The following is a 21140-nucleotide window of genomic DNA, read 5'->3' as shown; positions in this document are numbered from 1 at the left end:
TGGTGGATCGGTGCCGACGGGTGCGGCACACGTGTGAGGGCTACTTGATTCCCGAGTAGCCGAGGTTGTTGATGAGCTTTCGTCCGAAGACGAAGAACAGGATGAGGACGGGCAATGCGGCGATGAGGGTCGCGGCCATGAGCCCGGCCCAGTCGGGCCCCGTCTGAGGCGTCTGGGAACGGAAGATCCCGAGCGCGACCGTGAGGACGCGCGCATCTTCGCCGCGGCCCACCAGCAGCGGCCAGAAGTACTCGCTCCATGCGGTGATGAACGTGAGCAGGCCAAGCGTCAGCATGGGCGTCCAGGACATCGGCACGATGATGCCGAAGAAGATCCGGAAATGCCCGGCGCCGTCGATCATCGCGGACTCCTCCACCTCGCGACTGATGCCCAGGAAGAACTGCCTCATGAAGAAGACTGCGAACGGGGTCATGAAGAGGAACGGCAGGATGATGCCCGGGAGCGTGTTGAGGAGGCCGAGGTCGCGGATCAGGACGAAGTTCGGCAGCTGCACGAAGATCGGCGGGACCATGAGGGCCGTCAGGAAGAGGAAGAACACCGCTTCGCGACCGCGCCAGTGCAGGCGAGCGAACGCGTAGGCCGCCATAGAGCTGAAGAAGACCTGCCCGACCGTGATCGTGGTCGAAACGATGAGGGAGTTGCGCAGGTACAGCCAGAAGTTCAGAGTGCCACTGGTGCCGCCGTCGGCAGCGATCTCGTCCGGACTCGCAAGGCCGAGCACCCGACGGAAACCACCCCAGCTGAACTCCACCGGTAGGGGGTTACCGGGTTGCAGGTACAAAGCGCTGTTGCTGGAGAGCGCTGTGCGAAGCATCCAGTAGAAGGGGAAGAGAGTCACCAGGAGCACGAGGATGAGCCCGGCCCATGCGAAGACGCGCCCGGCACTGATGCGTGGCCGCCCGCGCTTGGGTCGAGGAGATGGCTGCGGCGGGGGGAGCTCGACCTCGGGTCGACGCTGGCGCGGGGGCAAGGTGGCGGTCATGCGAGATCCGATTGGTTCGAGCGCAGCAGCTTCAGCTGCGCGTAGGCGATGAGCGCGAGCGCCACGAGCAGGAACACCGAGAGCGCGGAGGCGTAGCCGAGGTCGAATCGCTCGAATGCCTGTTGGTAGATGTAGTAGTAGATGACGCGGGTGGCGTTGACCGGTCCGCCTTCGGTCGTGACGGCGACAGTGTCGAAGATCTGGAACGAGCCCACGATGGTGATGACGAGCACGAGGGCCAGGACCGGTCGCAGCAGAGGCAGCGTGATCGATCGGAACATCCGCGCTTCGCTGGCTCCGTCCAGTGCTCCCGCTTCGTAGAGCTCCTTCGGGATGGTCTGCAGTCCGGCGAAGACCAGCAGCGCCGTGTAGCCGACGAATCGCCACACGTTGATGAGGGCGATCGTGGGGATCGCGGTCGCCGGGTCGCCGAAGAAGGCGACGCGATCCAGCCCCAGCCCGTCGATGACCACGTTGACGATGCCGGTGGAGTAATCGAACATCCAGAACCACACCAGCGCGACCACGACGTTTGCGACCAAGTACGGAAGCAGGATGATGCCCCGGATCACGAGCGATTGCGTGAGGCGATGCATGAGCACGGCGATGAGCACGGCGAGCACTGTCTGAACGGTGATGTTGATGAAGACGTAGTAGATCGTCACGAGGAGCGAGTTCCAGAACAGCGGGTCGCCCGCCATCCGCACGTAGTTGTCTGTTCCGATGAACTCTCCGGAGCCGACGAGATTCTGGTCCGTGAAGCTGAACCAGATACCCCGCACGGTCGGGATCAGGAAGAACGCGATGAATCCGATCGCGGCGGGGGCGATGAAGACCATGGCCACGCGGAAGTCACTGCGTGGACGTCGTGAGCGGTGGGGGCGTGTCGTCGTCGTCATGCGCGGAGGCCACCTTCGCGATGAGTACGGAGCGAGCGGTGGATGGCGCTGTCCACGCGCTCGACGCCGATCAGCACGGAATGGTCGACGCGCAGCGCGGGAATCTCGATGCCGATGCGTGAGAGCACCGCGCCGGGCAGCGTCAGGCCCCGCATGCTCCACCACGCTGGGTGGATCTTGGGATCGAAGTCGTCCGACGCCTGCGGCCCGGTCGGGAAGACGCGGTACAGGGTCTCGGCGTCAAGACCCGGAAGCCGCACCCGTCCGGCCGGCCACGTGACGGGGCGCTCGAGGAGGCTGACGGAGTACAGCGCGCGGGTGCGGTCGGGGCTCACGGTGCCGTGGAGCCAGAGGGACTCGTCCTCGCTCGTTGCGCGGACGAGGCGACCTGTGTGGATGAGATTCCGTTCCGACTTGTAGAAGTCCACCCACTCCGTCAGCGCGGCGAGGTCTTCAGCAGAGGCGCTCGTGAGGTCCCACTCGATGCCGAAATGACCGAAGAGTGCGGTTGCCGCGCGGAACGAAAGGTCCAAGCGCCGCCCGGTCGTGTGCGCCTGCTCGGCGCCGACGTGGCTCCCCACCAGTTCTGGGGGGAGCAGCTGAGCGGTCCACCGTTGAATCTGCTGACGTTCGTGGGCGTCGATGCAGTCGGACGCCCACACGCGATCGGTGTGCTCCAGGATGGCGAGATCGATGCGCGCGCCCCCGGACGAGCATGACTCGATCTCCAGGTCGGGGCACGCTTCACGAATCTCGCGGAGGAGCCGGTACGTGGCCAGGGTCTGTTCGTGAACTCCCGCGCGCCCCGTGCGGGTGGAACCGGCGTCGATGAGGTCCCGGTTGTGATCCCATTTGATGAAGCGGATGCCGTGCTCGCGCACGAGGCCCACGATGCTGTCGCGGATGTAGGCGAAAGCTCCGGGGTGGGAGATGTCGAGGACCTGCTGATTGCGGAATTCCAGGGGCAGGCGACCCGGAACCTGCAGCATCCATTCCGGGTGGCGGCGCGCCAGGTCGGAGTCGATGTTGACCATCTCGGGTTCGAACCAGAGACCGAACTCCATCCCCAGAGACGTGACGTGTTTCACGAGGGACTCGAACCCGCCTTCGCCCCAGACATCCCGGGAGACGTGCCAGTCACCGAGACCGGCGGTGTCGTCGCGGCGCGCGCCGAACCAGCCGTCGTCCAGGACGAATCGCTCGACGCCCACCTCAGCCGCCACCACCGCGAGGTCGGCGAGCTTGGACCGATCGTGATCGAAATAGACGGCCTCCCAGACGTTCATCACGACGGGCCGAGGCGACCTGGGGTGCTCATCCCGCGCGCGGAGGAACTCATGGATGCGTGCCGCGGACTCGTCCAATCCTTGCCCGTACGCCGCGTAGATGTACGGAGATGAGTAGGACTCGTCCTGGGCGAGGACGACCTCTCCCGGCAGCAGGAGCTCTCCCCCCAGCAGCAGGCGCTCACCTGTGAACGCCCTTTCGGCGATCGTGCGGTGGTTGCCGCTGAACGCCACGTGCATGCCCCACACTTCGCCGCGGTCGAAGCTGAACCCGGACTCACCCGCGGTGAGGACGAAGGCGGCGTCCGCGCCGGTGCGGCCATGCCGCCCTTCACGCAGGTGGGATCCCACCTGGAACCGGCTGCGCTGAGGGGTGCGTTCCTTCGCCCACCTGCCCGCGAGGTCGAGGACATCGTCGGCGTAGCCGGGAACGGGGAGCGCCAGCTGCAGTCCATCGACGACATACGGCGCCGGCGAGAGATTCTGCACCGAGGCTCGCATGCGCACGAGGCCCGAAGGCACCATCTCGACCTCCAGCGTCATCGCCAGGTCAGCCACGGCGTCGAGCGCCGTCACGACCAGCGATCCACCGAGGCCCTCGGTTCCCGTAATGGCGACCGACTCGGGTGTGAACTGCGGAGACCACGCCTCGCCCAGTCGGTGACCGTCCAATCCGGCGGTCCCGGTCCATCCCGTCCACGCCTCCGGCAGCAGTGCCACGGGCCGCGGGTCGTCGAGACCGTTCGAGGCATTTGGCCGACCCGAGGAGAGCTTGAGCTCCGCGAGGTCGACGTCGGCGAGGGAATCATGGCCCCAGAACAGCGCTTGCGGCAGCGAATCCGCCGGTATCTCCAGCACCAGCGCCACTCCATTGGCCGCGAAACGCACCCGTCGTGGCATCTCGGTATCGAACAGATTCGAGATACCGGGGAGGGGCGGCGACATCACCACGGGTAGTGCTCCTTCGAAGCAACGAGAGCACTCTGCAAACGTTGGTCAGAAATTAGCACGACGACGCGGGTGAATGCAAACGTTGGTCAGAATTCGCGGAACCCGCAGGTCCGAGACCGGTCAGGAACGGGTATTCGGCGGGTGCGCTGTGCTTTCGCGGATCACCAGACGAGGTGACGCGGTGGAATCCGGCGGCACTTCGCCGCCTTGGATCCACTGCAAAAGCAGACCGAAAGTGCGACGGCCGAGATCGACGAAGTCCTGACGGACGGTCGAGAGAGCCGGCACCCACATCGCGGCGAATGGCTGGTCGTCGAAGCCCATGACGCTGACGTCGACCGGGACACGTCGCCCGTTCTCCTGAAGAAATCGAGCCACACCGATCGCGAGCTCATCGTTTCCGCAGAGGACCGCCGTTGCATCCGGGGGCAGCTGCCGCGCTGCCTCGTACCCCGATTCGGGGTGGTAGCTAGCGCGGATGACGGGCGGGATCGAAGAGCCCGAGGCGGTGAGTGCCTGCCGCCACCCCCATTCACGGCCAGAGTGTTCGCTGGTGGCGGGGATCGCCACGTGATGGACCGTCTCATGCCCGAGCGAGAGGAGGTATTCGGTCGCTGTACGACCTCCCTCGAGATCGTCCAGGAACGCGTGCGGTCGCCCCATCCCATCGCTTCGCGCGCCGGATGCCGCCACGACGGGGATGTTGTGGGGAAGCGCCGCCATCGTCGCCGATCCCACCGCGTCGAAATCGATGACGATCGCTCCCGCCAGGGACTGCGACCAGACAAGATCTGTCGCTCGCCCCAACTCCTCCGGCTCACTGGACTCGACGACGGCGATCATGACGGTGTAGCCCGCAGCCCTGGCCTCTTCCTCGATCCCCTGCAGCGTCGCGGCATACCCCCACCGAAGCGTGTTCTTGGCGATTACGGCGACAGTCGAGGATCTGCCACTGACCAGTGCTTGGGCAGCGGCATTCGGGCGATAGCCGAGGCGCTCGACGGCATCCATCACCCGGATCCGCGTTCGCTCACTCACGGGTGTCCGACCGGTGATCACGCGCGATACCGTCGACAGGCTCACGCCCGCGGCGGCGGCAACGTCCACCAGCCCGGGAGTCTTCTCTACTGCGTCCATTGGGTGAAGACTAACGTTTGCACGCCCGGCGAGGGGCCCACTGAGGATCGCGACCTTTCGAGACTCGGCAGCGATGGACCTATTCTTTGATCGGTCTTCCCCAAGAGTCCCAGGTGGACGCGTGCTGTCGCTCGGACGACGGCAGCGATTGACGCGTCTTGGACGTCGACTCACGGAGCTTTGCGGCGCGCGGCTGAAGGCTGGCAACGAATGCCGCAGCGAAGGGCACGACCACAATCACCATCGCGAGCGCCGTGCCGACCGGATCGTGGTTCATGCGCGCGAGGAACCCGGCTCTGCGTCCGGGCGGCCTGCCTGCAATGTGCGCACGATCTCGCGCGCACCGCGTACGGCGATCGCCACGCTCGTCAGGGTCGGGTTCATCGTGTTCGCGGTCGGGATAAGGGCATTGCCACCCACGATCAGGTGATCGAATCCCCACACGCGGGAGAACGGGTCCGCGACCGATGTCCCGTCGTCACTCTCTCCCATCCGCATCGTGCCCATGTAGTGGAGGCTCGATCCGTTCGGCAGCAGACGCGGCTCCGCGACGAACGAACCGAGCGCACCTCCAGCGCGGCGCAGGCGACCGGTGGCCTGCGCGATCTCGGTCTCCTCCAACTCTGTGAGCGCGTACTCGATCGTCATGTTGGGTAGCCCGCGGTAGTCGAGTTCCTCGTCCGAGAAGGTCACACCGTCTTCGACCCGGGGGTGCTTGCGGACTCCGTAGCCCATATTCACGTAGCCCCAGCGGTTGTCGGCGTGAGGGTGCGCGGGATCGAGCGGGAACGGCGGATTCTCGGCGTACATCACCTGCAGCGAGAACGGGTGGCCCGGTTCCGAGAACGGGATGCGGTTGACGGCTGCGACCGGGTCCGCGGCATGCTGCGCGCGGCGCGCGAGCTCCTCGTCGAGCTGGTCATCGCTGACCAGGTCGCCCATCCTGTCGCCGTCCAGCGCGACGGTGGATATCACCACGTGATGCTCGGTGAGATAGCGCCCGAGGGCGGCAGGACGGATGCCGGAGGCCCACAGCAACTGCGGGGAGCGGAAGGCGTCCGCCGCGACCACCACGACGTCGGCGGAGACGGTGGTCGCCGTGCGGGCGCGGAGGTCCTCGACGACCACGCCGGTCACCCGCTCCCCATTACGTTCGATGCGCCGCACGAAGGACAGGTCTCGGAGGGTGAAGCGGCGGGACATCGGATCCGCGGGGTCGATGAGGGGGCCGAGCACGACATCGGCGCCCGCCCAGCGCATCGAGCCGTCGGGCTGCGGGTCGCCGGCGACCGGAAGGGTGCCCACCCCGTAGCCCGCCGGAAGCTCGGAGCCGAACTCCCGGTCGAGGAGTGTCCGGATTGCTCCGCCGATCGCCGAGTCGGCGAACGCCGCGCTCTGCGCGTGAAGAAGGGACTCGGCGGTGCCGATCAGCTCGTCCCACTCGGCATCCGGGATGAAGGCGACCCTCTCGCTGAACGCCGGGCGCGGGATCGCGCAGGTCCAGTGCGCACCCTGTCCGCCCACGTTGGTCGCCGCCGCCACGGCGGGGAACGTGGGCGCGTGAGCGGATCCCTCGCCGCCGAAGTCGAGGAGGTGCGTGCCCTGACGAGCGGTGAACATGCCCTCGACCACCGCGCCCGCCGGGATGCCGAGCGACTCCCGGTGCTCGCCCGCCTGCGGACCCTGCGACATCTCGCGAGCGCGCTCCTTCGCCGCGGGATCGGCGATGTTTCGCACGCTCTCCCCCGGCACCTCGGTGAGCTGCGGTCCTGCCTCGAACATGGTCACCGTCGCCGTCGGGTGACTCTCGAGGAGGATGCGGGCGTACGCCGATCCGATCGGGCCGCTGCCGACGATGACGACGTGCGGAGCTGTGGACATGGTGTCTCCTTCTCGAGGACTAAGCGGTGAGGGGCTCGGCGTCGACGCGAGCGACGCGCTCTGAGGCGAGCGTGCCGGCGGGCAGGAGGACCGCCGCGATGAGGCCGATGGCGTACGCGATCGCCAGACCGAGGAACACGGGAGAGAACACGGCGGTGTAGATGGCCGCGACCTGCGACTGGACGGCGGCCGGCGCCGCGTGCACGATCGCCGGGGTCAGTGTCGTGGAGTCCAGCGAGGCGGGCAGCAGTGACGCAACGCCGACGGCGACCATACCGCCGATCATGGCGGTCGTCACCGTCGCCCCGACCTGGCGGACGAGGTTGACGGCCGCCGTCACCGTGCCCAGCTCGGTGCGCGGCACTGCGCTCTGGACCACCGCGACGATGAGGCTCATGAAGGCGCCGGTGCCGACGCCCACCCCGAACATCACGAGCATCGGCACCCACAGCGGCATGCCGACAGGAAGGACCGACATGACGAGGAGGCCCAGGGCTGCCAGAATCGTCCCCCCGATCGCGAACACGCGGTAGCGCCCGGAACGGCTCGCCAGGAATCCCGTCGCGAGGTTGCTGACCAGCATGCCCAGCACGGTGGCGATGGGCACGAGACCGGACACCGTCACCGACGTGCGGTAGGCCATCTGGAAGTAGGTGGGCAGGTACGCCGTCACCGAGAAGAGACCGATCCCGATGATCGCGGACAGTGCGAGCCCGGCAGAGATCGTCGGGTTGCGGAAGAGCCTGGGCGGCAACATGGGCTCGGCCGCGCGCAGCTCGACGACCACGAACGCGGCGAACGCGATCAGCGCGACGACGAACGCGACCGCGGCGGCGGCCGCGGCATCCGGGTCCGCCACCCACGAGACAGCAAGGACGAGCGCGACCAGCGCGACGGTGAACGTGAGCGCGCCCGCGACGTCGAAGCGGCGCACCGCTGCCGCCTCGATGTGGGGAATCGCGAACATCGCCAGGACGAGGGCTGCGGCGCCGATCGGGATGTTGATCCAGAACACCCACGGCCAGCCCCAGTACTCGGTGATGAGTCCGCCGACGACCGGGCCGATCAGGATCGCGATGGGGAAGGCGGCGCCGATGACAGCCATGTGCCTCGGGCGCTCACGGGGCGTCGTCACGTGGCCGATGATCGTCTGTGACATCAGCTGGATCCCCGCGGATGCCATGCCCTGCAGCACCCGCGCCGCGATCAGCCACGGCATGCTCGGCGCGAACCCGCACAGCGCAGAAGCGACGAGGAAGACCACGAGCGAGGTGAGGAACACCCGCCGCGGACCGATCGCGTCGCCGAGCTTTCCGATCACCGGAAGCAGCACGGTGCTGGAGAGCGTGTAGCCCACCACCACCCAGCTCATCTGCTCGAGCGCGCCCAGGTCGCCGGCGATCGTGGCGAGAGAGGTCGAGACGACGGTGTGGTCCAGGGCGCCGAGGAAGGACACCGACAGAAGGGAGATGACGAGGAGGCGGAGCCTCAGAGGTGACAGCTGCATGCGTGGGTCGCCCGAACGATCGGACCATCGACGCGACGGTGTGTGCCCTGTTCGCGACCTCGCGAGCGGGGACGGACCCGAGGGCCCCGACGTCACGATCATGCTAGCACACTTACGTCTGAAACGAGCTAAAGTCGGCGGGTTCGGAGCCGAGGTCGTGGGCGGGCGGCGGGAAGGGGCGGCCCCGGCACCATGTCCCCCACGCTGCCGACCAGTTCGCCGATGCCTTCGATCGACATCCGGACGACGTCGCCGGGAGCGAGCGGGGGTGGAGCGAGACCGCCGTTGCGGCCCCATAGTTCGCCGAGGCATCCGCCGTTGCCGACCGTGCCTGAGCCGAGCACGTCCCCCGGGACGACGCGGGAGTTGCGCGAGGCGTACGCGACGAACTCCGGGAAGGGCCAGCCCGCGTTCGACACCAGGTCGTGTCCGATGAGCTCGTCGTTGACGTAGACCTCGGCGCGCAGCGGGAGGAAGCCGTCCTCGTCATGCCGAGACTCGAACTCGTCGGCCGTCACGATCCACGGACCGAGCGACATGCCGAAATCCTTGCCCTTGGCCGGTCCCAGCCGCACCTTCATCTCGCGTGCTTGCAGGTCTCGGGCGGACCAGTCGTTCATGATCGTGTACCCGAAGATGTGGGAGCCCGCCTCTTCCGGCGTGAGATTCCGCCCGGAAGACCCCTCGACTCCTCCGATCACCAGCGCGAGTTCGAGCTCGAAGTCCAGCCGCTCGGTCACCGGGGGCGACACCGCCTCACCCGGTCCGAGCACGGTGTGCGGATTGGTGAAGTAGAAGGTCGGAGCCTCGTACCACTCCGGCGCGACGTGACTCGTCCCCTCCACTCCCGCGCTGACGCCCTCGACGTGCTCCTCGAAGGCGACGAAGTCCCGGATCGATGCGGGCTCCAGCGGTGCGATCAGCCGGACGGACTCCAGCGCGACGCCGGGCCCCCCGGCGACCCGCTCGAGGAGCCGGTGCGCCGCCGGCAGGCCCTGCGCGAGCACCTGGGCCACGCGGAGCCCATTGGGGAAGGCGACGACATCGTCACCGACGACGAACCCCTCCCCGAGCTCGGCGCCGTCGATCCAGCGCGCGATCCTCATGCCCGCACCCGGGTGCGGAGGAGATCGTCCGCGTTCTCGCCGAGGATGCCGGCCGTGATGTCGCTCGGCAGATCGGCCGAGCGCACGAAACCTGCCGGGTCATCCAGACCCATGTCGAACGGGAAGTCGCTCCCCAGCAGCACGCGCGAGGCGCCTGCGGCATCGACGAGGTGCCGCAGGGCGAGCGGGTCGTGCACGACCGTGTCGAACCACAGTCGCCGCAGATACGTCGACGGCGCGTGCTCGCAGCGTCGAGCCTCGGGGCGGACGTGCCACGCGCGATCCGAGCGCCCGATGGCGAAGGGAAGATAGCCGCCGCCGTGGGCGACCACGATCTTGAGCCCGGGATGGCGGTCGAGCACCCCCGAGAAGATCAGGTGCGACAGAGCGACGGCGTTCTCCGTCGGCTGACCGACGGTATTCGACAGATAGAAGCGGTCCAGCCGCTCGTCGAGGCTGCAGCCGAAGGGGTGCAGGAATACGACGCAGCCGAGCTCCGCTGCGCGAGCCCAGAACGGCTCGAGCCGCTCGTCGGACAGCTCGACATCGCCCGCGAAGGATGAGATCTCCACGCCGGCGAGACCTCGGCCGAGCACGGCGTCGTCGAGGTACTCGACCACGCGCTCTGGATGCTGCAGCGGAACCACTCCGAGCCCGATGAGGCGGTCCGGTGCCTGGGCGACGTGGTCGGCGATGAGCCGGTTCGTCTCCATCGCCACCCACACCGCCAGTCCCTCGGGGGCCCAGGGGTAGAAGTGGTTGGGCGACACGCTGACCCACTGCCGGTCGACGCCCTGCTCGTCCATCGCGGCGAGTCGCGCCGCGACGTCGGTCAGTCGCGGGATGCGGGCGCCGATCATGGCACCGGATGCCTGCAGGCTCTCCACGCCGTTGCGGCGGCGCTCCAGGTCCGCCGCCTCGGCGACGAGCTCCGGCGCACGGCGCTCGACCTCGGCATGCAGGGAGGGCAGCAGCAGGTGCGCGTGGACGTCGGTGATCATGCCGGCACGGCCATCTGCTGGGCGAGGCCAAAGATGAGCCCGCCGGCGTCCGCGTCGCGATCACCGTCGATCTGCCACTGCGCCAACTGAGCGGATGCCTCGACAACGGCCTTCGCGCGGGGCAGCCGGCGCGCGTGGAACGCGTCCCACAGCGACTGGTCGACGCTGTCACGGCTGAGCAGAAGCTCCGTGAGCACGACCGCGTCCTCGAGCCCCTGGGCGGCGCCTTGAGCGATCGTCGGGGGGCAGGAATGGGCGGCGTCGCCGATGATCACCACGCGTCCCCGATTCCACGCGCCCTCGACGATGTGCTTCGTGAACCACGTGTAGTTCGCGTGGGCGCCCTTCTCGAGGTCGGCGCGGATGGAGTTCCACGGGCCTCCGTAGGCGCGCGACTCCTCGAGCATGATGGCCGTCGCCTCGTCGTCGGGCACCCCGAAGCGGTCTTGGGACTTCTCCACGAGGAACGCGTACATCGAGTCCTCGCCCGTCGGGGTGTACCCCGCGATGTACACCGGACCGCCGTAGTAGAGCTCGGTCCGCTCAACCTCGGGTGGACGCGAGACGAACGTTCGCCAGATGCCCATGCCGTTCGGCTCCGGAACGGTGTCGATGCCGACCAGCCCGCGGACGACTGAGTGCAGCCCGTCTGCGCCGATCAGGAGGTCGTAGACGCCGACGGACTCGTCGTCGATGAAGACCTCGACGGCGTCGCTCGCGCGGGCGTCGAGCCCCGTCACCCGGCGACCGAAGTGGATCTTTACGCCCGCGCTCTCGGCGTGGCGCACGAGGATGCGGGCGAGCTCGGGGCGCGGCATCCCCATGGCGGCGGGATAGTCCGGACCGCCGGTCTTGACGTCGGGGAGGTTGGCGACGACCGGAGCGTCCGGGCCGGGGGCGCGCAGCGTGAGGCCCTCGAACGGGTAGCCGGCCGCCTTGATGTCGTCCCACGCGCCCAGCGCGTCGAAAGCCCGGAGCGCGTTGCCCTGGAGCGAGATGCCCGAGCCCAGCGCGCTGAGCTCCGGCTTGGACTCGAACAGATCGACCTCGACACCCCCCTTCGCGAGCTGGATGGCAGCGGCGAGTCCGACGACGCCGGCACCGGCGATCGCGACCTTCGAGACTGCGGTCATGTCAGAACCTCCATGTTCTGGTGAGGGACGGATGGGTCAGAGGATGGCGACGGGGTTGATCGGCGAGCCGACCGCCCCCGTGATCGGGAGAGGCGCCGCCGAGAGGAGGAAGTCCCAGCGCGACCGCTCGATGCACGCCTCGGCGAGCTCATCGAGGTTCCACATCTCGCCGATCGTCAGCCCCATGTTCGGGATGACGACCTGATGCAGCGGCTGGAATGCGGGCGCGTCGAACTCGTTCGGCCGCACCTCGAATCCCCACGTGTCGGTCGCGATGGCGGCGATCTCGCTGCGGTGGAGCCAGCCCGCGGTGGTGAGCGAGAGCCCCGGCGCAGGTCCCCCCGCGTAGTCGCCCCAGCCGTCGCGGCGGGTGCGCGTGTACTGCCCGGTGCGGACGAGCACGATGTCGCCGCGACCGACGGCGCTGGTCGCGCCCTGTGCGTCGATGCACGCCTCGAGATCGGCGACGGTGATCGCGTAGCCGTCCGGCAGCTCGCCCGAACCGGGCTGGAGATGCCTCCCGACGTCGAGCAGCACGCCGCGGGAGACGATGACGGATGCCGCGTGCTCGATGCCCGTGACGAGGTCGCCGTCGCTGGTCACCACGTCGCCGGCGCGACGGCCGTTCCACGCGTTGCCGTGGTCGAAGATGTGGCCGAGGCCGTCCCATTGCGTCGAGCACTGCAGCGGCATGGCGATGACATCGTCCGCACCGCCGATCCCGTGCGGGAAGCCCTGATTGCCGCGTTCGGCGTCGGTGCCGGTGTCGGTCATCGTGTGCACGGGGTTGGTGCGCCGCCGCCAGCCCTTCTGCGGACCGTTCGTGTCGAAGGCCTGCGCCAGGGAGACGACGCGGCCCTCTGTCACGAGCGCGGCGGCCTCGACGCGCTTGGCCGGTTCGATGAAGTTGAGGGTGCCGAGGACGTCGTCCGCTCCCCAGCGGCCCCAGTTGCGGAAGGCTGCGGCGCGGGCCGACACCTCCGCTGCCGGGTCGCTGCGGTCGAGCGCGGCCGGGTCCTCCGTCGGAGTGGTCATCGCGCCTCCTCCCCGATGCAGCGCACGATCTGCGTTCCGAGTCCCTGGATGGAGCCGGTCATGACGTCTCCGTCCTGCAGGAACCGCTTCCAGTGCTGACCGTTGCCCGCGGGACTCCCGGTGAGCAGCAGGTCACCGGGCAGCAGCGGCATCGTCTGCGACGCGGCGGACACGAGAGTCGGGATGTCGAACAGCAGGTCGCTGGTCGAGCCATCCTGCATCACCTGGCCGTTCAGCTCCAGACGGACGTTCAGATCGCCGCCCTCGACGAATCGAGCGGGAACGAGGAAGGGGCCGGTGGGGAGGAATCCCGGGGCGTTCTTGGCCCGGTACCAGTCGGTGCCGATCTCCTTCATGTCCTTGCGGAAGACGTAGTCGCGCGTGGTGATGTCGTTGGCGATCGTGTAGCCCGCCACATGGCTCATCGCGTCCTCCCTCGTCACCCGGAACGCCTCACGCCCGATGACGACCGCGAGCTCGAGCTCCCAGTCGTGCACCTTGCTGTAGCCGGGCAGCGCGAGGGTCTCGTCGTCGCCGACGACGCACGCCGGAAGGCCGATGAAGAAGTAGGGCTCGCCGTTGCGCTTGCGGTTGTCCATGATGTCGGCGGCGAACGAGCGCGCCTGATCAGGCGTGCGCGTGCCGTCCTGCGTGAGACCGGCGACCACCAGCTCGATCACGTGCTGGCGGTAGTTCGCCCCGGTCTGCAGCACCTGGCGGGGTTCGACCGGTGCCGTCAGCGTGACGTCCGAGAGCGGCATCCACTCCCCCTCCGCCTCGGCGAGCGCCGCGAGGCGGTCCCAGTCCGGGTCGGCGAGGAAGTCGTTGAGCGAGGCGGCGCCCAGGTCTTCCTCGGAGAGCCCTCTGATGCGGTCCCCCGCCACCAGGCCGAGCCGGCTGCCCGCCGCCTCTCGGAAGCGTGCGAGCGCGAACGGCGCCTCGGGTCCTGCAGTGGTCGTCATCATCTGTGCGTCCCATCGCTCATCGTCGTGCGAAATGGTGTCGCGGGCGGCCCCGGCAAGGAGGAGCCTAGGGCCGCCCGCGGCGGTGTCAGCCCTGGCCGTGCTTCTGATACGGGTTCAGGAGCGCGTCCTTGATCTCGTCGGGGACACCCTCCTCGGTCGCGCTGGGACCGTCGGCGGGAGGGAACGACTCCGTCATCGACATCGGCATGACGCTGTTCCGGTAGAAGTTGTTCGATCCCTGCGACGGCTTCCAGGTGTTCGCCTCCCAGTCCGGCACGTAGTTGCGGTAGCCGCCGGTGTTGAGCTCGATGCGCAGGCTCGACGGCTCGCGGTAATACAGGAAGTTCTGCTCGCCGATGCCGTGGATCGACGGGCCGTACTCGATCGGAAAGCCGTTCTCGCCGAGGATGTCGGCGGCGATGAGCAGCTCTTCGCGCGTGTCGACCCAGAATGCGTAGTGGTTGACACGGCCCGCACGGGACGAGCCGTCGAGGACGACGCCGAGGTCGTGCGACTTCTCGTTCGTGGTGAGGACGGAGAAGACCGAGATCGGGGCCTCGTCGAGGACGGTCCGAGCCATGAAACGGAAGCCGAGGGTGTCGACGTACCACTGGACGAAGCCGTCGACGTCGCTCGTGGCGATCGTGACGTGGTCCAGCTGGCGAGGAGCACCCGCCACCTTGCTGCGGCGCGAGGGGCGATCCGGGTAGATGGATGCCGCGTCGCCTTCGGTGTCGTGGTGACGCGTGACGTCCCAGTGCAGCGTCATGCTGTGGCCGTAGGGACCGACGAAGCGGTATGCGCGGCCGATGCCCTCGCCGTCGAACCACTCGCCCTGCGCGCCAGCGGCCTCGATGCGCTTCGCCGCCTCTTCGAGCGCCTCGGCGCTCGACGTGCGCCACGCCATGGTCTCGAGGCCCGGCTCGTCGCCCTTGACCACGACGACGGAGTATTTGTAGTAATCCCCCCAGCAGCGGAGGTACACACGGTCATCCTCGCGGGCGACCTCGACGAGGCCGACCTGGTTGACGTAGAAGTCGACGGATGCCTCGATGTCCGGCGTCGTGATCGCGACGAACGACAGGTGGGACAGCAGCTTGATCATCTTCGATCCTTTCCGGTGGGGCGGCGGATCCCGACCCTTCTTCCACTATCCGGCCGAAGTTGGGCATCAGGGAAGCGGATCATGTCGATGCCTGGCATCGACGATGCTTATGAGGCGAAATCCCGAAGGAACGCGTTCGCGAGCTCCCGGTCGTGCACGAGGTCGTCGAGATCGCTGACGACGGCTCCGTCCAGCGCGGCGAGTGCACGGCGGAGAGTGAGTCGTGCTGCCGCCTCGTGGCGCCGGCGCGGCAGCTGCTCGCCGTCGGCGTCGTGGATCCGCACGTCACGCATGCCCAGGGCTTCGTCGAGCTCGACCTCGACACGTCGCTCGCCGACGCCGACGGCGAGGAGGGACGGCCGCGTGGTCGACATCAGCCGGGTGATGCTCAGCGAGACGGGAACGCCGCCCGGGCCGTCGAGTGCGATGAGGAGCGCCTCCGCCGACCGGGCGACGTGGCGGAGCACCAGCGGCCCGCCGGCGAGCGATCGGGCCCACCCGACGGCGTCGACCGTCGTCTCCCACAGCTCGGTCCTCGCCGCCACGACGTCGACGCTGAGGAAGCAGAGACTCTCTGCCCCGCCCGCGGCAGCGACATCGTCGCTGCGCAGCCGGGGGCGGTGGACGATCACCGGGACGCCGGCTGCCGACAGCTCGGCGAGCAGCGAATCGGGTGCCCGAGCGGCGTCGGTGACGATCAGCGCGAGCCGGCCGGCCGTTGCGACGTGCGGGGACTGCCGCCCGTCGACGACGCACACCGCTGCGGTGGGCCCGCTGGCCGGGCGGACGCGATTCGCCAGCTGGGCGATCGCGGCACGGAACGCGGCATCCGCTCCCCACACCGGTATGCGGGTCATGGCGCCGTGCCTTTTCTCACGACGTCGGCCGCAGCATCCGCCAGCGCGATCGCGAAGCGCGCGTCGGCCTCGAGCTCGTCGTACTCCATCGGCCGGTGCCCGCGCAGGATCTCCGCCAGCGAGCGCCACTCCGCCTGATACCCGTCCTCGTCGACGACGGGGAACCGCGTCACCCGGCCGGCTTCGTCGCGCACGCGTACCTCGGCACTGCCGACATGGACGAAGGGAGGCGGAAAGTCGATCTCGACACGATCATGGGTGGTCACGATCGTGAAGCGCCACCGGGTGTCCGCGCCCGCGGGCAGCATGACGGCCGACAGCCGGGCGAGCGCTCCGCCTGCCCGGATCCCGACGTCGTACCCGATCGGCGCCACGCCACGCGCATACTCGACGCTCTCGAGTTCGGGAAGCAGGTCTCGAACGAGAGGGAGGTCGTGGATCGCGAGGCCGATGAGCAGCTGACGGACGATGGCGGCGGACATGATCGGGTCCGAGAGGTCGATCGGCGGCCGTGCCGGCGGCAGAGCGGCAGGCACCGTGCCGGCGACGAGGGCGTGGTAGCGGTCATTGGGCGCGAGCGCGAGCGTCGAGGACACGCTGAGCACTCGGGCGCGGCTGCTGTCGAGGTGCTGCTTCACGCGGTCCCAGGCCGGATCGAAGAGGTGGTTGGTCCCCACCACCAGCACCACGTCGTTCGCCGCGCAGACTCCGAGCACGGCGTCGAGCTCCTCGGTCGTGGTGGCGAGCGGCTTCTCGCAGAAGATCGCACGCTTGCCCGCGGCGACGGCGGCGAGGATGAGCGCGGCGTGCGTGCCCGGAGGCGTGCAGATCGCGACGATCTCGACTGCCGGGTCCGCGAGCAGACCCTGCGCGGCCCCGGACCAGCGTGCATCGAGCGTTCGCCCGATCCGTTCGGCCCGGCCTCCGCCGGCGTCCGCCACGTGCACGATCCGGTAGTCGTCGGCCATCGCCCGGAGCGTCGGCGCGTGGAGCGCCCAGACGCCGGGTCCTGCGCCGATCACACCGACATTGTGCATCCAGGGCTCCGATCGTTGGGCCTTGAGCGTAACCCGGACTTCCGTCGATTTGAATCCCAAGTTGCACCACTATGGCGCTTTACGGCTCGGTCTTGCGCTGGCGAAGCGGACAGTTGTGTCAGAATCAACCATGGCGACGCGAACGACACTGCGCTTCGGCGCTCAGACGGACGAGGTCACGAGCCTTCTCCGCATCGTCAACATGGTGCGAACGGGGGACGCGACCACGCGCCCCGACATCGGTCGCGTGACGGGCCTGGGTCGCGGCGTCGTGGCGCAGCGCGTCGACCAGGCGATCGAGATGGGATTCCTCGGCGACGGCGATTACGGACCCTCATCCGGCGGACGTGCCCCGCGCACTCTCCGATTCCGGTCCGACCGCGGGCACATCGTGATCTGCGCCCTGGGCGCTCTGCACATCCACGTGGGACTCTCCGACCTCGATGGCGTCATCATCGATCAGACCCACCGCGACTGGGAGATCTCGCGCGGTCCCGCCGAGACGCTCGAGGCCACGCTGGCGATGGTCGACGAGCTGCGTGAGCGCCACGACGCACTGCCGGTGTGGGGCGCGGCGGTGGGCCTTCCCGGGCCGGTGGATTTTGCGACCGGTCGTCCGGTCGCACCGCCGATCATGCCCGGATGGAATGGGTTCGATGTGCGCCGTCGCTTCGAGCAGCACTTCGATGCGCCGGTCTGGGTCGACAACGACGTCAATCTCCTCGCCTATGGAGAGCGAGCCCGCCGCCACGAGGACGATCTCGACCTGATCTACTGCAAGATCGGCTCCGGGATCGGCGCCGGCCTGCTCTCGCGGGGCCAGATCCACCGCGGGGCCAACGGTGCGGCAGGAGACATCGGCCACGTGCACGTGGCCGGATCGGATCTGCAGTGCCGGTGCGGCAAGATCGGCTGCCTCGAAGCGGTCGCGGGCGGCTGGGCGCTCACCCGAGACGCCGAAGCGGCGATCGCTGTCGGCGCCGGCGGTCAGCTCGCCCGCCAGGCAGCGGACGGCACCCCGCCCACGCCCGAGAACATCTCCCGCGCGGCGGAGAACGGCGACGCCTTGGCGATCTCGCTGATCCAGGCCTCCGCCCGCGTCGTGGGCGAGTCGATCGCGGCACTGGTGAACATGTTCAACCCGAGCGTGATCGTGATCGGGGGCGCGGTGGCCTCGGCCGGTGAGGTTTTCCTCGCCGAGGTGCGACAGCGGGTCTATGAACTCTCCCTGCCCCTGGCCACCCGCGACCTCAGCATCGTCCAGTCGGTCGACGACGTCAGCGAGCCCTTGCGCGGCGGCGTCGAGATGGTGAAGGAGCAGCTCTTCGACGCGACCTTCCCGCGCTGGTTCGCCGAACAGCAACCCCCGGCATCGTTGACCGCGTAACCTTCTTCCTCTTTTCTACCTAAGGGTGTAGATTCGGCGCATAAGCGACGGATCGAAGGAGAGCCATGACGCTCCATGCCCTACGCGCGGATGCGCTGTCCTCGACATCCGACGGCTTCGTGCTGCGATTGTCACTGCCCTGGATACGATCGCTCCCGATCGCGAGCCTCGCCGGACCGGCTGTGCAGATCGACGGTGTCCCCTCGGGCCCGCTGCTGGCGCAGATCGGCGACCGGTCGATCCCCTCCGACGCACTCGTCCACGAACGGGGATGGTGGTTCGTCCAGGATCGCGTCGTGCTCCGGGGCCGCACACGTGTGACACCCGGTGCCGCCCATGAGGTCGCCGTCGCGTTCGAGCTCATCGTGCCGTACCTGCAGTCCGGTCCGGACGGGCCGCTGCGCCTCCCCTTCACCGCGTCACGGACCCTCGTAACGGATGCCCCGACCACCGTCGCGACCGTCTCGCGCGACGCCGCCTGACGAACCGGAGCGAAGATGACCCCGGCACTTCCCACCGGCTGGACCCTCTCGGCCAGCGCTTTCAACCTCACGCCGACCGTGATCGCCGCGGAGCGCAACGCGCCCGATGTCGCGGCAGCCCTCATCGAAGAATGCCTCACGACGCATATCGAGGTCGAACTCGGGCAGCTGTGGCGCTCGTTCCCGGAGCCCTCGAGGGCGGAGGCCACGGCTTTCGGCGAGCGGCTCGCGCGCATCGGCGGTCGTGTCAGCATCGTCGGCGGAAGCATCGACGACTGGACCCCCACCGGGCGCAGGCGCTCGGATGACGAGCGCTATGCATTCCTGGAACCGCAGCTGCGAGCGACGGCCGAGATGGGTGCGACCGGCCTGCGCCTGCCGCTCGGTCAGGCGGGACCCGCGCTCCTCGGCCGGCTCGTGCCTCTGCTCGAGGAGCTCGACCTCGTAATCTTCGAGGAGGCACAGGGTCAGGGCTCTCCGCGCAACCCGGCATCGGCGCCGGCGTACGAGACTCTGGCGCGCATCGACAGCCCGCACGTGCGCCTGCTGCTGGACATCAGCATGCTGATGCCGGCTCTGCCGACGACCTACCTCGAGCGGCTCGAGGCCGCGAACCTGCCGGCCGATCTCGTGCGGCGCCTGCGGGACGAGTGGCAGGACCCCGCGACCGCCGCCGCCGTCGTCGACGCCCTGCGCTCGGGGGCCGTACCCCCGGACGTGCACACGCTCTACATGAACCTGCTGGTGCGCTTCGGCCGCAGCAGCGTCGAGGACGTCATTCCGGTGCTTCCGCTGCTGTCCGCAGCCCACCTGAAGTTCTGGGACCTGGACGACTCCGATGCGCGGGTGTCGCAGCCCATCCGAGACCTGGCCGCCGCGCTTCAGCGGCACGGCTTCGCGGGGACCCTCTGCAGCGAGTGGGGCGGCCAGGAGTGGCTCGACGACGATCCGCTGGCGACCACGCGCGCCCACCTCGAGCTCGCTCGCGCCGCACTGTCGGCCGGCGCCGACTGACCACACGAACAGCCGGCCTCGGGGCGCGCTTCCGTGAGCGCCCCGAGGCCGGCTGAACCCTCCGAGGTCAGCCCTCGTGGTTGTAGTACGGCCAGGGCAGGAACCGCCGCTCGCCGCGACGGTCCGGACCCTGCAGCGAGATCTCGCCGGTGGCCGCCCACTCCACTCCGCGCGGGAACATGCGGATGAACTCGATGCGGCGGAACGTGTCGATGTCGTGGCCGATGGTGATCGTGAAGGAGCGCCCGGCGCCGTACTCGTTCACCCATGCGATCGGCTGATGCGTGTTGATGCCGGGAAGACCGGAGAGTCCCTCAGGCGGGATCGCCACCGGATAGTGCGACATCGGCCACACCGGCGCGTTCTCGTACGCCTCGAGGTCGTCGAACGTGGTGAGCAGCACATGCGCGCCTTCGTACAGCTCCACGCCCGTGAGGATGTCGTCGCCGGTCACCGTCCACGGCTTCGTGATGCCGTCCGTGATCGGGTGCTCCGGGTCCGCCACGTGCAGGAGCGCTTCGCCCCAGGGGCGCGGGCGGATGCCCGTGGGGACACTGAGCTTCGCACCCCGCATGACGTTGTACTGCTCGGGATAACCCCAGTCGTCCTCCTGCACGGCCGAGCCGTGGAACCACACGATCCCCTTGCCGTCCTCATAGACGAACCGCATCAGCGCGGCATCCGTCTCGGCGCCGAACCCCACGCCCTTGTCGTGGTAGCCGTCCCGGCCCTCGAAGACGACGATCACCGCGTCGTACTTGTCGATGATCTCAGCGCCCAGCCCGCGCGGGTCCTCCACGATGCGGACCGTGAAGCGGCCCGTGTCCTCCAGGAGCGTCGTCAGCCACTGGTTGTGCTGTCGGAAGCTGCGGAACTCGTTGTCGTGCTCCCGGGTCATGTGACCAGAGAGGATGAGGACGTTCAACACCCGGGTCAAGCCAGCACGACCTCACGCTCGACGGGCACGCGGTTGGTCACGTAGCGACCGGGTCCGCCGTCCTGGCCGGGCATGATCTGCATGTACAGCAGGCGCATCGTCAGGACGACCTCGACGGTCAGCTTCTCCCCCGCCTCAGGGGCGTGGTCCAGGGGGATGACGACCTCCGGCTTGTCGGCGACGAACCAGAGCGTGTCCCACTGCTCGGGGAGCTCCTCGATGCGGTGGCTCGTGCCGTTCAGCTCGAACCGCAGGTCTTCCTTGGGCACCGGCACGCCGTTCACCGATGCCCCGACATCGTCGACGGCCGAGAGCCAGAGGCTCCGGTACCAGGGCAGCTGGACGGCGACGCCGATCCCGTCTTCCCGACGGCGGACGTCCTTCTCGGAGAAGAGCGAGTTGTGAGTGGCCATGGCC

The 21140-nt window shown here is 68.5% G+C and carries 19 protein-coding genes; 3 read left to right on the top strand and 16 right to left on the bottom strand.

The window, feature by feature from the left end; genetic code table 11:
• Positions 1–40: 40 nt before the first annotated feature.
• The 14 genes from SOM19_RS16965 to SOM19_RS16900 all read right to left on the bottom strand — a co-directional run bounded on the left by SOM19_RS16965 (position 41) and on the right by SOM19_RS16900 (position 16888).
• Positions 41–1003, bottom strand: a complete 963-nt coding sequence (locus tag SOM19_RS16965) for a carbohydrate ABC transporter permease (protein ID WP_320487796.1) — start codon at positions 1001–1003, stop codon at positions 41–43.
• Positions 1000–1902, bottom strand: a complete 903-nt coding sequence (locus SOM19_RS16960; RefSeq protein WP_320487795.1) for a carbohydrate ABC transporter permease — start codon at positions 1900–1902, stop codon at positions 1000–1002. Before SOM19_RS16960 ends, SOM19_RS16965 begins: the two co-directional genes overlap by 4 nt.
• A complete protein-coding gene (locus tag SOM19_RS16955; protein ID WP_320487794.1) occupies positions 1899–4088 on the bottom strand; it encodes an alpha-galactosidase in 2190 nt (729 codons plus the stop codon). Before SOM19_RS16955 ends, SOM19_RS16960 begins: the two co-directional genes overlap by 4 nt.
• Positions 4089–4259: 171 nt before the next feature.
• Positions 4260–5276, bottom strand: coding sequence for a LacI family DNA-binding transcriptional regulator (locus SOM19_RS16950; RefSeq protein ID WP_320487793.1), 1017 nt, complete (start codon positions 5274–5276; stop codon positions 4260–4262).
• A 273-nt stretch (positions 5277–5549) separates the two neighbouring features.
• Positions 5550–7157, bottom strand: coding sequence for a GMC oxidoreductase (locus tag SOM19_RS16945; RefSeq protein ID WP_320487792.1), 1608 nt, complete (start codon positions 7155–7157; stop codon positions 5550–5552).
• Between the two features lie 19 nt (positions 7158–7176).
• Positions 7177–8664: an MFS transporter gene (locus SOM19_RS16940; protein WP_320487791.1), complete on the bottom strand. Its 1488-nt coding sequence runs from the start codon at positions 8662–8664 to the stop codon at positions 7177–7179.
• 128 nt (positions 8665–8792) lie between these two features.
• Positions 8793–9770, bottom strand: a complete 978-nt coding sequence (locus SOM19_RS16935; RefSeq protein ID WP_320487790.1) for a fumarylacetoacetate hydrolase family protein — start codon at positions 9768–9770, stop codon at positions 8793–8795.
• Entirely contained in the window at positions 9767–10771 is a 1005-nt protein-coding gene (locus SOM19_RS16930; RefSeq protein WP_320487789.1) for an amidohydrolase family protein, read from the bottom strand. Before SOM19_RS16930 ends, SOM19_RS16935 begins: the two co-directional genes overlap by 4 nt.
• Complete coding sequence (locus SOM19_RS16925; RefSeq protein ID WP_320487788.1) at positions 10768–11904, bottom strand: FAD-dependent monooxygenase; 1137 nt, start codon at positions 11902–11904, stop codon at positions 10768–10770. Before SOM19_RS16925 ends, SOM19_RS16930 begins: the two co-directional genes overlap by 4 nt.
• A 36-nt stretch (positions 11905–11940) precedes the next feature.
• Positions 11941–12939 (bottom strand): cyclase family protein, encoded by a 999-nt coding sequence (locus SOM19_RS16920; RefSeq protein WP_320487787.1) that lies wholly within the window; start codon positions 12937–12939, stop codon positions 11941–11943.
• Complete coding sequence (locus SOM19_RS16915; RefSeq protein WP_414683667.1) at positions 12936–13904, bottom strand: fumarylacetoacetate hydrolase family protein; 969 nt, start codon at positions 13902–13904, stop codon at positions 12936–12938. The genes SOM19_RS16920 and SOM19_RS16915 overlap by 4 nt, the downstream gene beginning before the upstream one ends.
• 85 nt (positions 13905–13989) lie before the next feature.
• Positions 13990–15009: a VOC family protein gene (locus tag SOM19_RS16910; RefSeq protein ID WP_320487785.1), complete on the bottom strand. Its 1020-nt coding sequence runs from the start codon at positions 15007–15009 to the stop codon at positions 13990–13992.
• Positions 15010–15116: 107 nt separating this feature from the next.
• The gene (locus tag SOM19_RS16905) at positions 15117–15866 is read right to left on the bottom strand and encodes a hypothetical protein (protein WP_320487784.1); all 750 of its coding nucleotides are present in this window, start codon (positions 15864–15866) and stop codon (positions 15117–15119) included.
• The gene (locus tag SOM19_RS16900) at positions 15863–16888 is read right to left on the bottom strand and encodes a Gfo/Idh/MocA family protein (protein WP_320487783.1); all 1026 of its coding nucleotides are present in this window, start codon (positions 16886–16888) and stop codon (positions 15863–15865) included. Before SOM19_RS16900 ends, SOM19_RS16905 begins: the two co-directional genes overlap by 4 nt.
• Positions 16889–17033: 145 nt before the next feature.
• Here SOM19_RS16900 and SOM19_RS16895 point away from each other — a divergent pair, with 145 nt between their 5' ends.
• The 3 genes from SOM19_RS16895 (at position 17034) to SOM19_RS16885 (ending at position 19786) form a co-directional block, all read left to right on the top strand.
• Positions 17034–18290, top strand: a complete 1257-nt coding sequence (locus SOM19_RS16895) for an ROK family protein (protein ID WP_320487782.1) — start codon at positions 17034–17036, stop codon at positions 18288–18290.
• A gap of 65 nt (positions 18291–18355) precedes the next feature.
• A complete protein-coding gene (locus tag SOM19_RS16890) occupies positions 18356–18772 on the top strand; it encodes a hypothetical protein (RefSeq protein ID WP_320487781.1) in 417 nt (138 codons plus the stop codon).
• A 15-nt stretch (positions 18773–18787) separates the two neighbouring features.
• Positions 18788–19786, top strand: a complete 999-nt coding sequence (locus tag SOM19_RS16885; RefSeq protein ID WP_320487780.1) for a restriction endonuclease subunit R — start codon at positions 18788–18790, stop codon at positions 19784–19786.
• 67 nt (positions 19787–19853) lie between these two features.
• Here SOM19_RS16885 and SOM19_RS16880 read toward each other — a convergent pair whose 3' ends face one another.
• Together SOM19_RS16880 and SOM19_RS16875 are read right to left on the bottom strand one after the other, a co-directional pair.
• Positions 19854–20714: a ThuA domain-containing protein gene (locus SOM19_RS16880; protein ID WP_320487810.1), complete on the bottom strand. Its 861-nt coding sequence runs from the start codon at positions 20712–20714 to the stop codon at positions 19854–19856.
• 5 nt (positions 20715–20719) lie between these two features.
• A complete protein-coding gene (locus tag SOM19_RS16875) occupies positions 20720–21136 on the bottom strand; it encodes a C-glycoside deglycosidase beta subunit domain-containing protein (protein WP_320487779.1) in 417 nt (138 codons plus the stop codon).
• Positions 21137–21140 lie beyond the last annotated feature (4 nt).

This window comes from Microbacterium sp. CFBP9034 (assembly GCF_034045255.1).
In the GTDB taxonomy this organism is placed as follows: domain Bacteria; phylum Actinomycetota; class Actinomycetes; order Actinomycetales; family Microbacteriaceae; genus Microbacterium.
This window is presented reverse-complemented; position numbering and strand designations above follow the sequence as displayed.

Excerpts from the sequence above, each read along its gene's own strand:
- SOM19_RS16895 (WP_320487782.1), top strand. The coding sequence starts at position 17,034 with ATGGCGACGCGAACGACACTGCGCTTCGGCGCTCAGACGGACGAGGTC.
- SOM19_RS16915 (WP_414683667.1), bottom strand. The coding sequence starts at position 13,904 with ATGATGACGACCACTGCAGGACCCGAGGCGCCGTTCGCGCTCGCACGC.
- SOM19_RS16965 (WP_320487796.1), bottom strand. The coding sequence starts at position 1,003 with ATGACCGCCACCTTGCCCCCGCGCCAGCGTCGACCCGAGGTCGAGCTC.
- SOM19_RS16890 (WP_320487781.1), top strand. The coding sequence starts at position 18,356 with ATGACGCTCCATGCCCTACGCGCGGATGCGCTGTCCTCGACATCCGAC.
- SOM19_RS16960 (WP_320487795.1), bottom strand. The coding sequence starts at position 1,902 with ATGACGACGACGACACGCCCCCACCGCTCACGACGTCCACGCAGTGAC.
- SOM19_RS16925 (WP_320487788.1), bottom strand. The coding sequence starts at position 11,904 with ATGACCGCAGTCTCGAAGGTCGCGATCGCCGGTGCCGGCGTCGTCGGA.
- SOM19_RS16940 (WP_320487791.1), bottom strand. The coding sequence starts at position 8,664 with ATGCAGCTGTCACCTCTGAGGCTCCGCCTCCTCGTCATCTCCCTTCTG.
- SOM19_RS16920 (WP_320487787.1), bottom strand. The coding sequence starts at position 12,939 with ATGACCACTCCGACGGAGGACCCGGCCGCGCTCGACCGCAGCGACCCG.
- SOM19_RS16875 (WP_320487779.1), bottom strand. The coding sequence starts at position 21,136 with ATGGCCACTCACAACTCGCTCTTCTCCGAGAAGGACGTCCGCCGTCGG.
- SOM19_RS16950 (WP_320487793.1), bottom strand. The coding sequence starts at position 5,276 with ATGGACGCAGTAGAGAAGACTCCCGGGCTGGTGGACGTTGCCGCCGCC.
- SOM19_RS16945 (WP_320487792.1), bottom strand. The coding sequence starts at position 7,157 with ATGTCCACAGCTCCGCACGTCGTCATCGTCGGCAGCGGCCCGATCGGA.
- SOM19_RS16910 (WP_320487785.1), bottom strand. The coding sequence starts at position 15,009 with ATGATCAAGCTGCTGTCCCACCTGTCGTTCGTCGCGATCACGACGCCG.
- SOM19_RS16905 (WP_320487784.1), bottom strand. The coding sequence starts at position 15,866 with ATGACCCGCATACCGGTGTGGGGAGCGGATGCCGCGTTCCGTGCCGCG.
- SOM19_RS16955 (WP_320487794.1), bottom strand. The coding sequence starts at position 4,088 with ATGCCACGACGGGTGCGTTTCGCGGCCAATGGAGTGGCGCTGGTGCTG.
- SOM19_RS16930 (WP_320487789.1), bottom strand. The coding sequence starts at position 10,771 with ATGATCACCGACGTCCACGCGCACCTGCTGCTGCCCTCCCTGCATGCC.
- SOM19_RS16935 (WP_320487790.1), bottom strand. The coding sequence starts at position 9,770 with ATGAGGATCGCGCGCTGGATCGACGGCGCCGAGCTCGGGGAGGGGTTC.
- SOM19_RS16885 (WP_320487780.1), top strand. The coding sequence starts at position 18,788 with ATGACCCCGGCACTTCCCACCGGCTGGACCCTCTCGGCCAGCGCTTTC.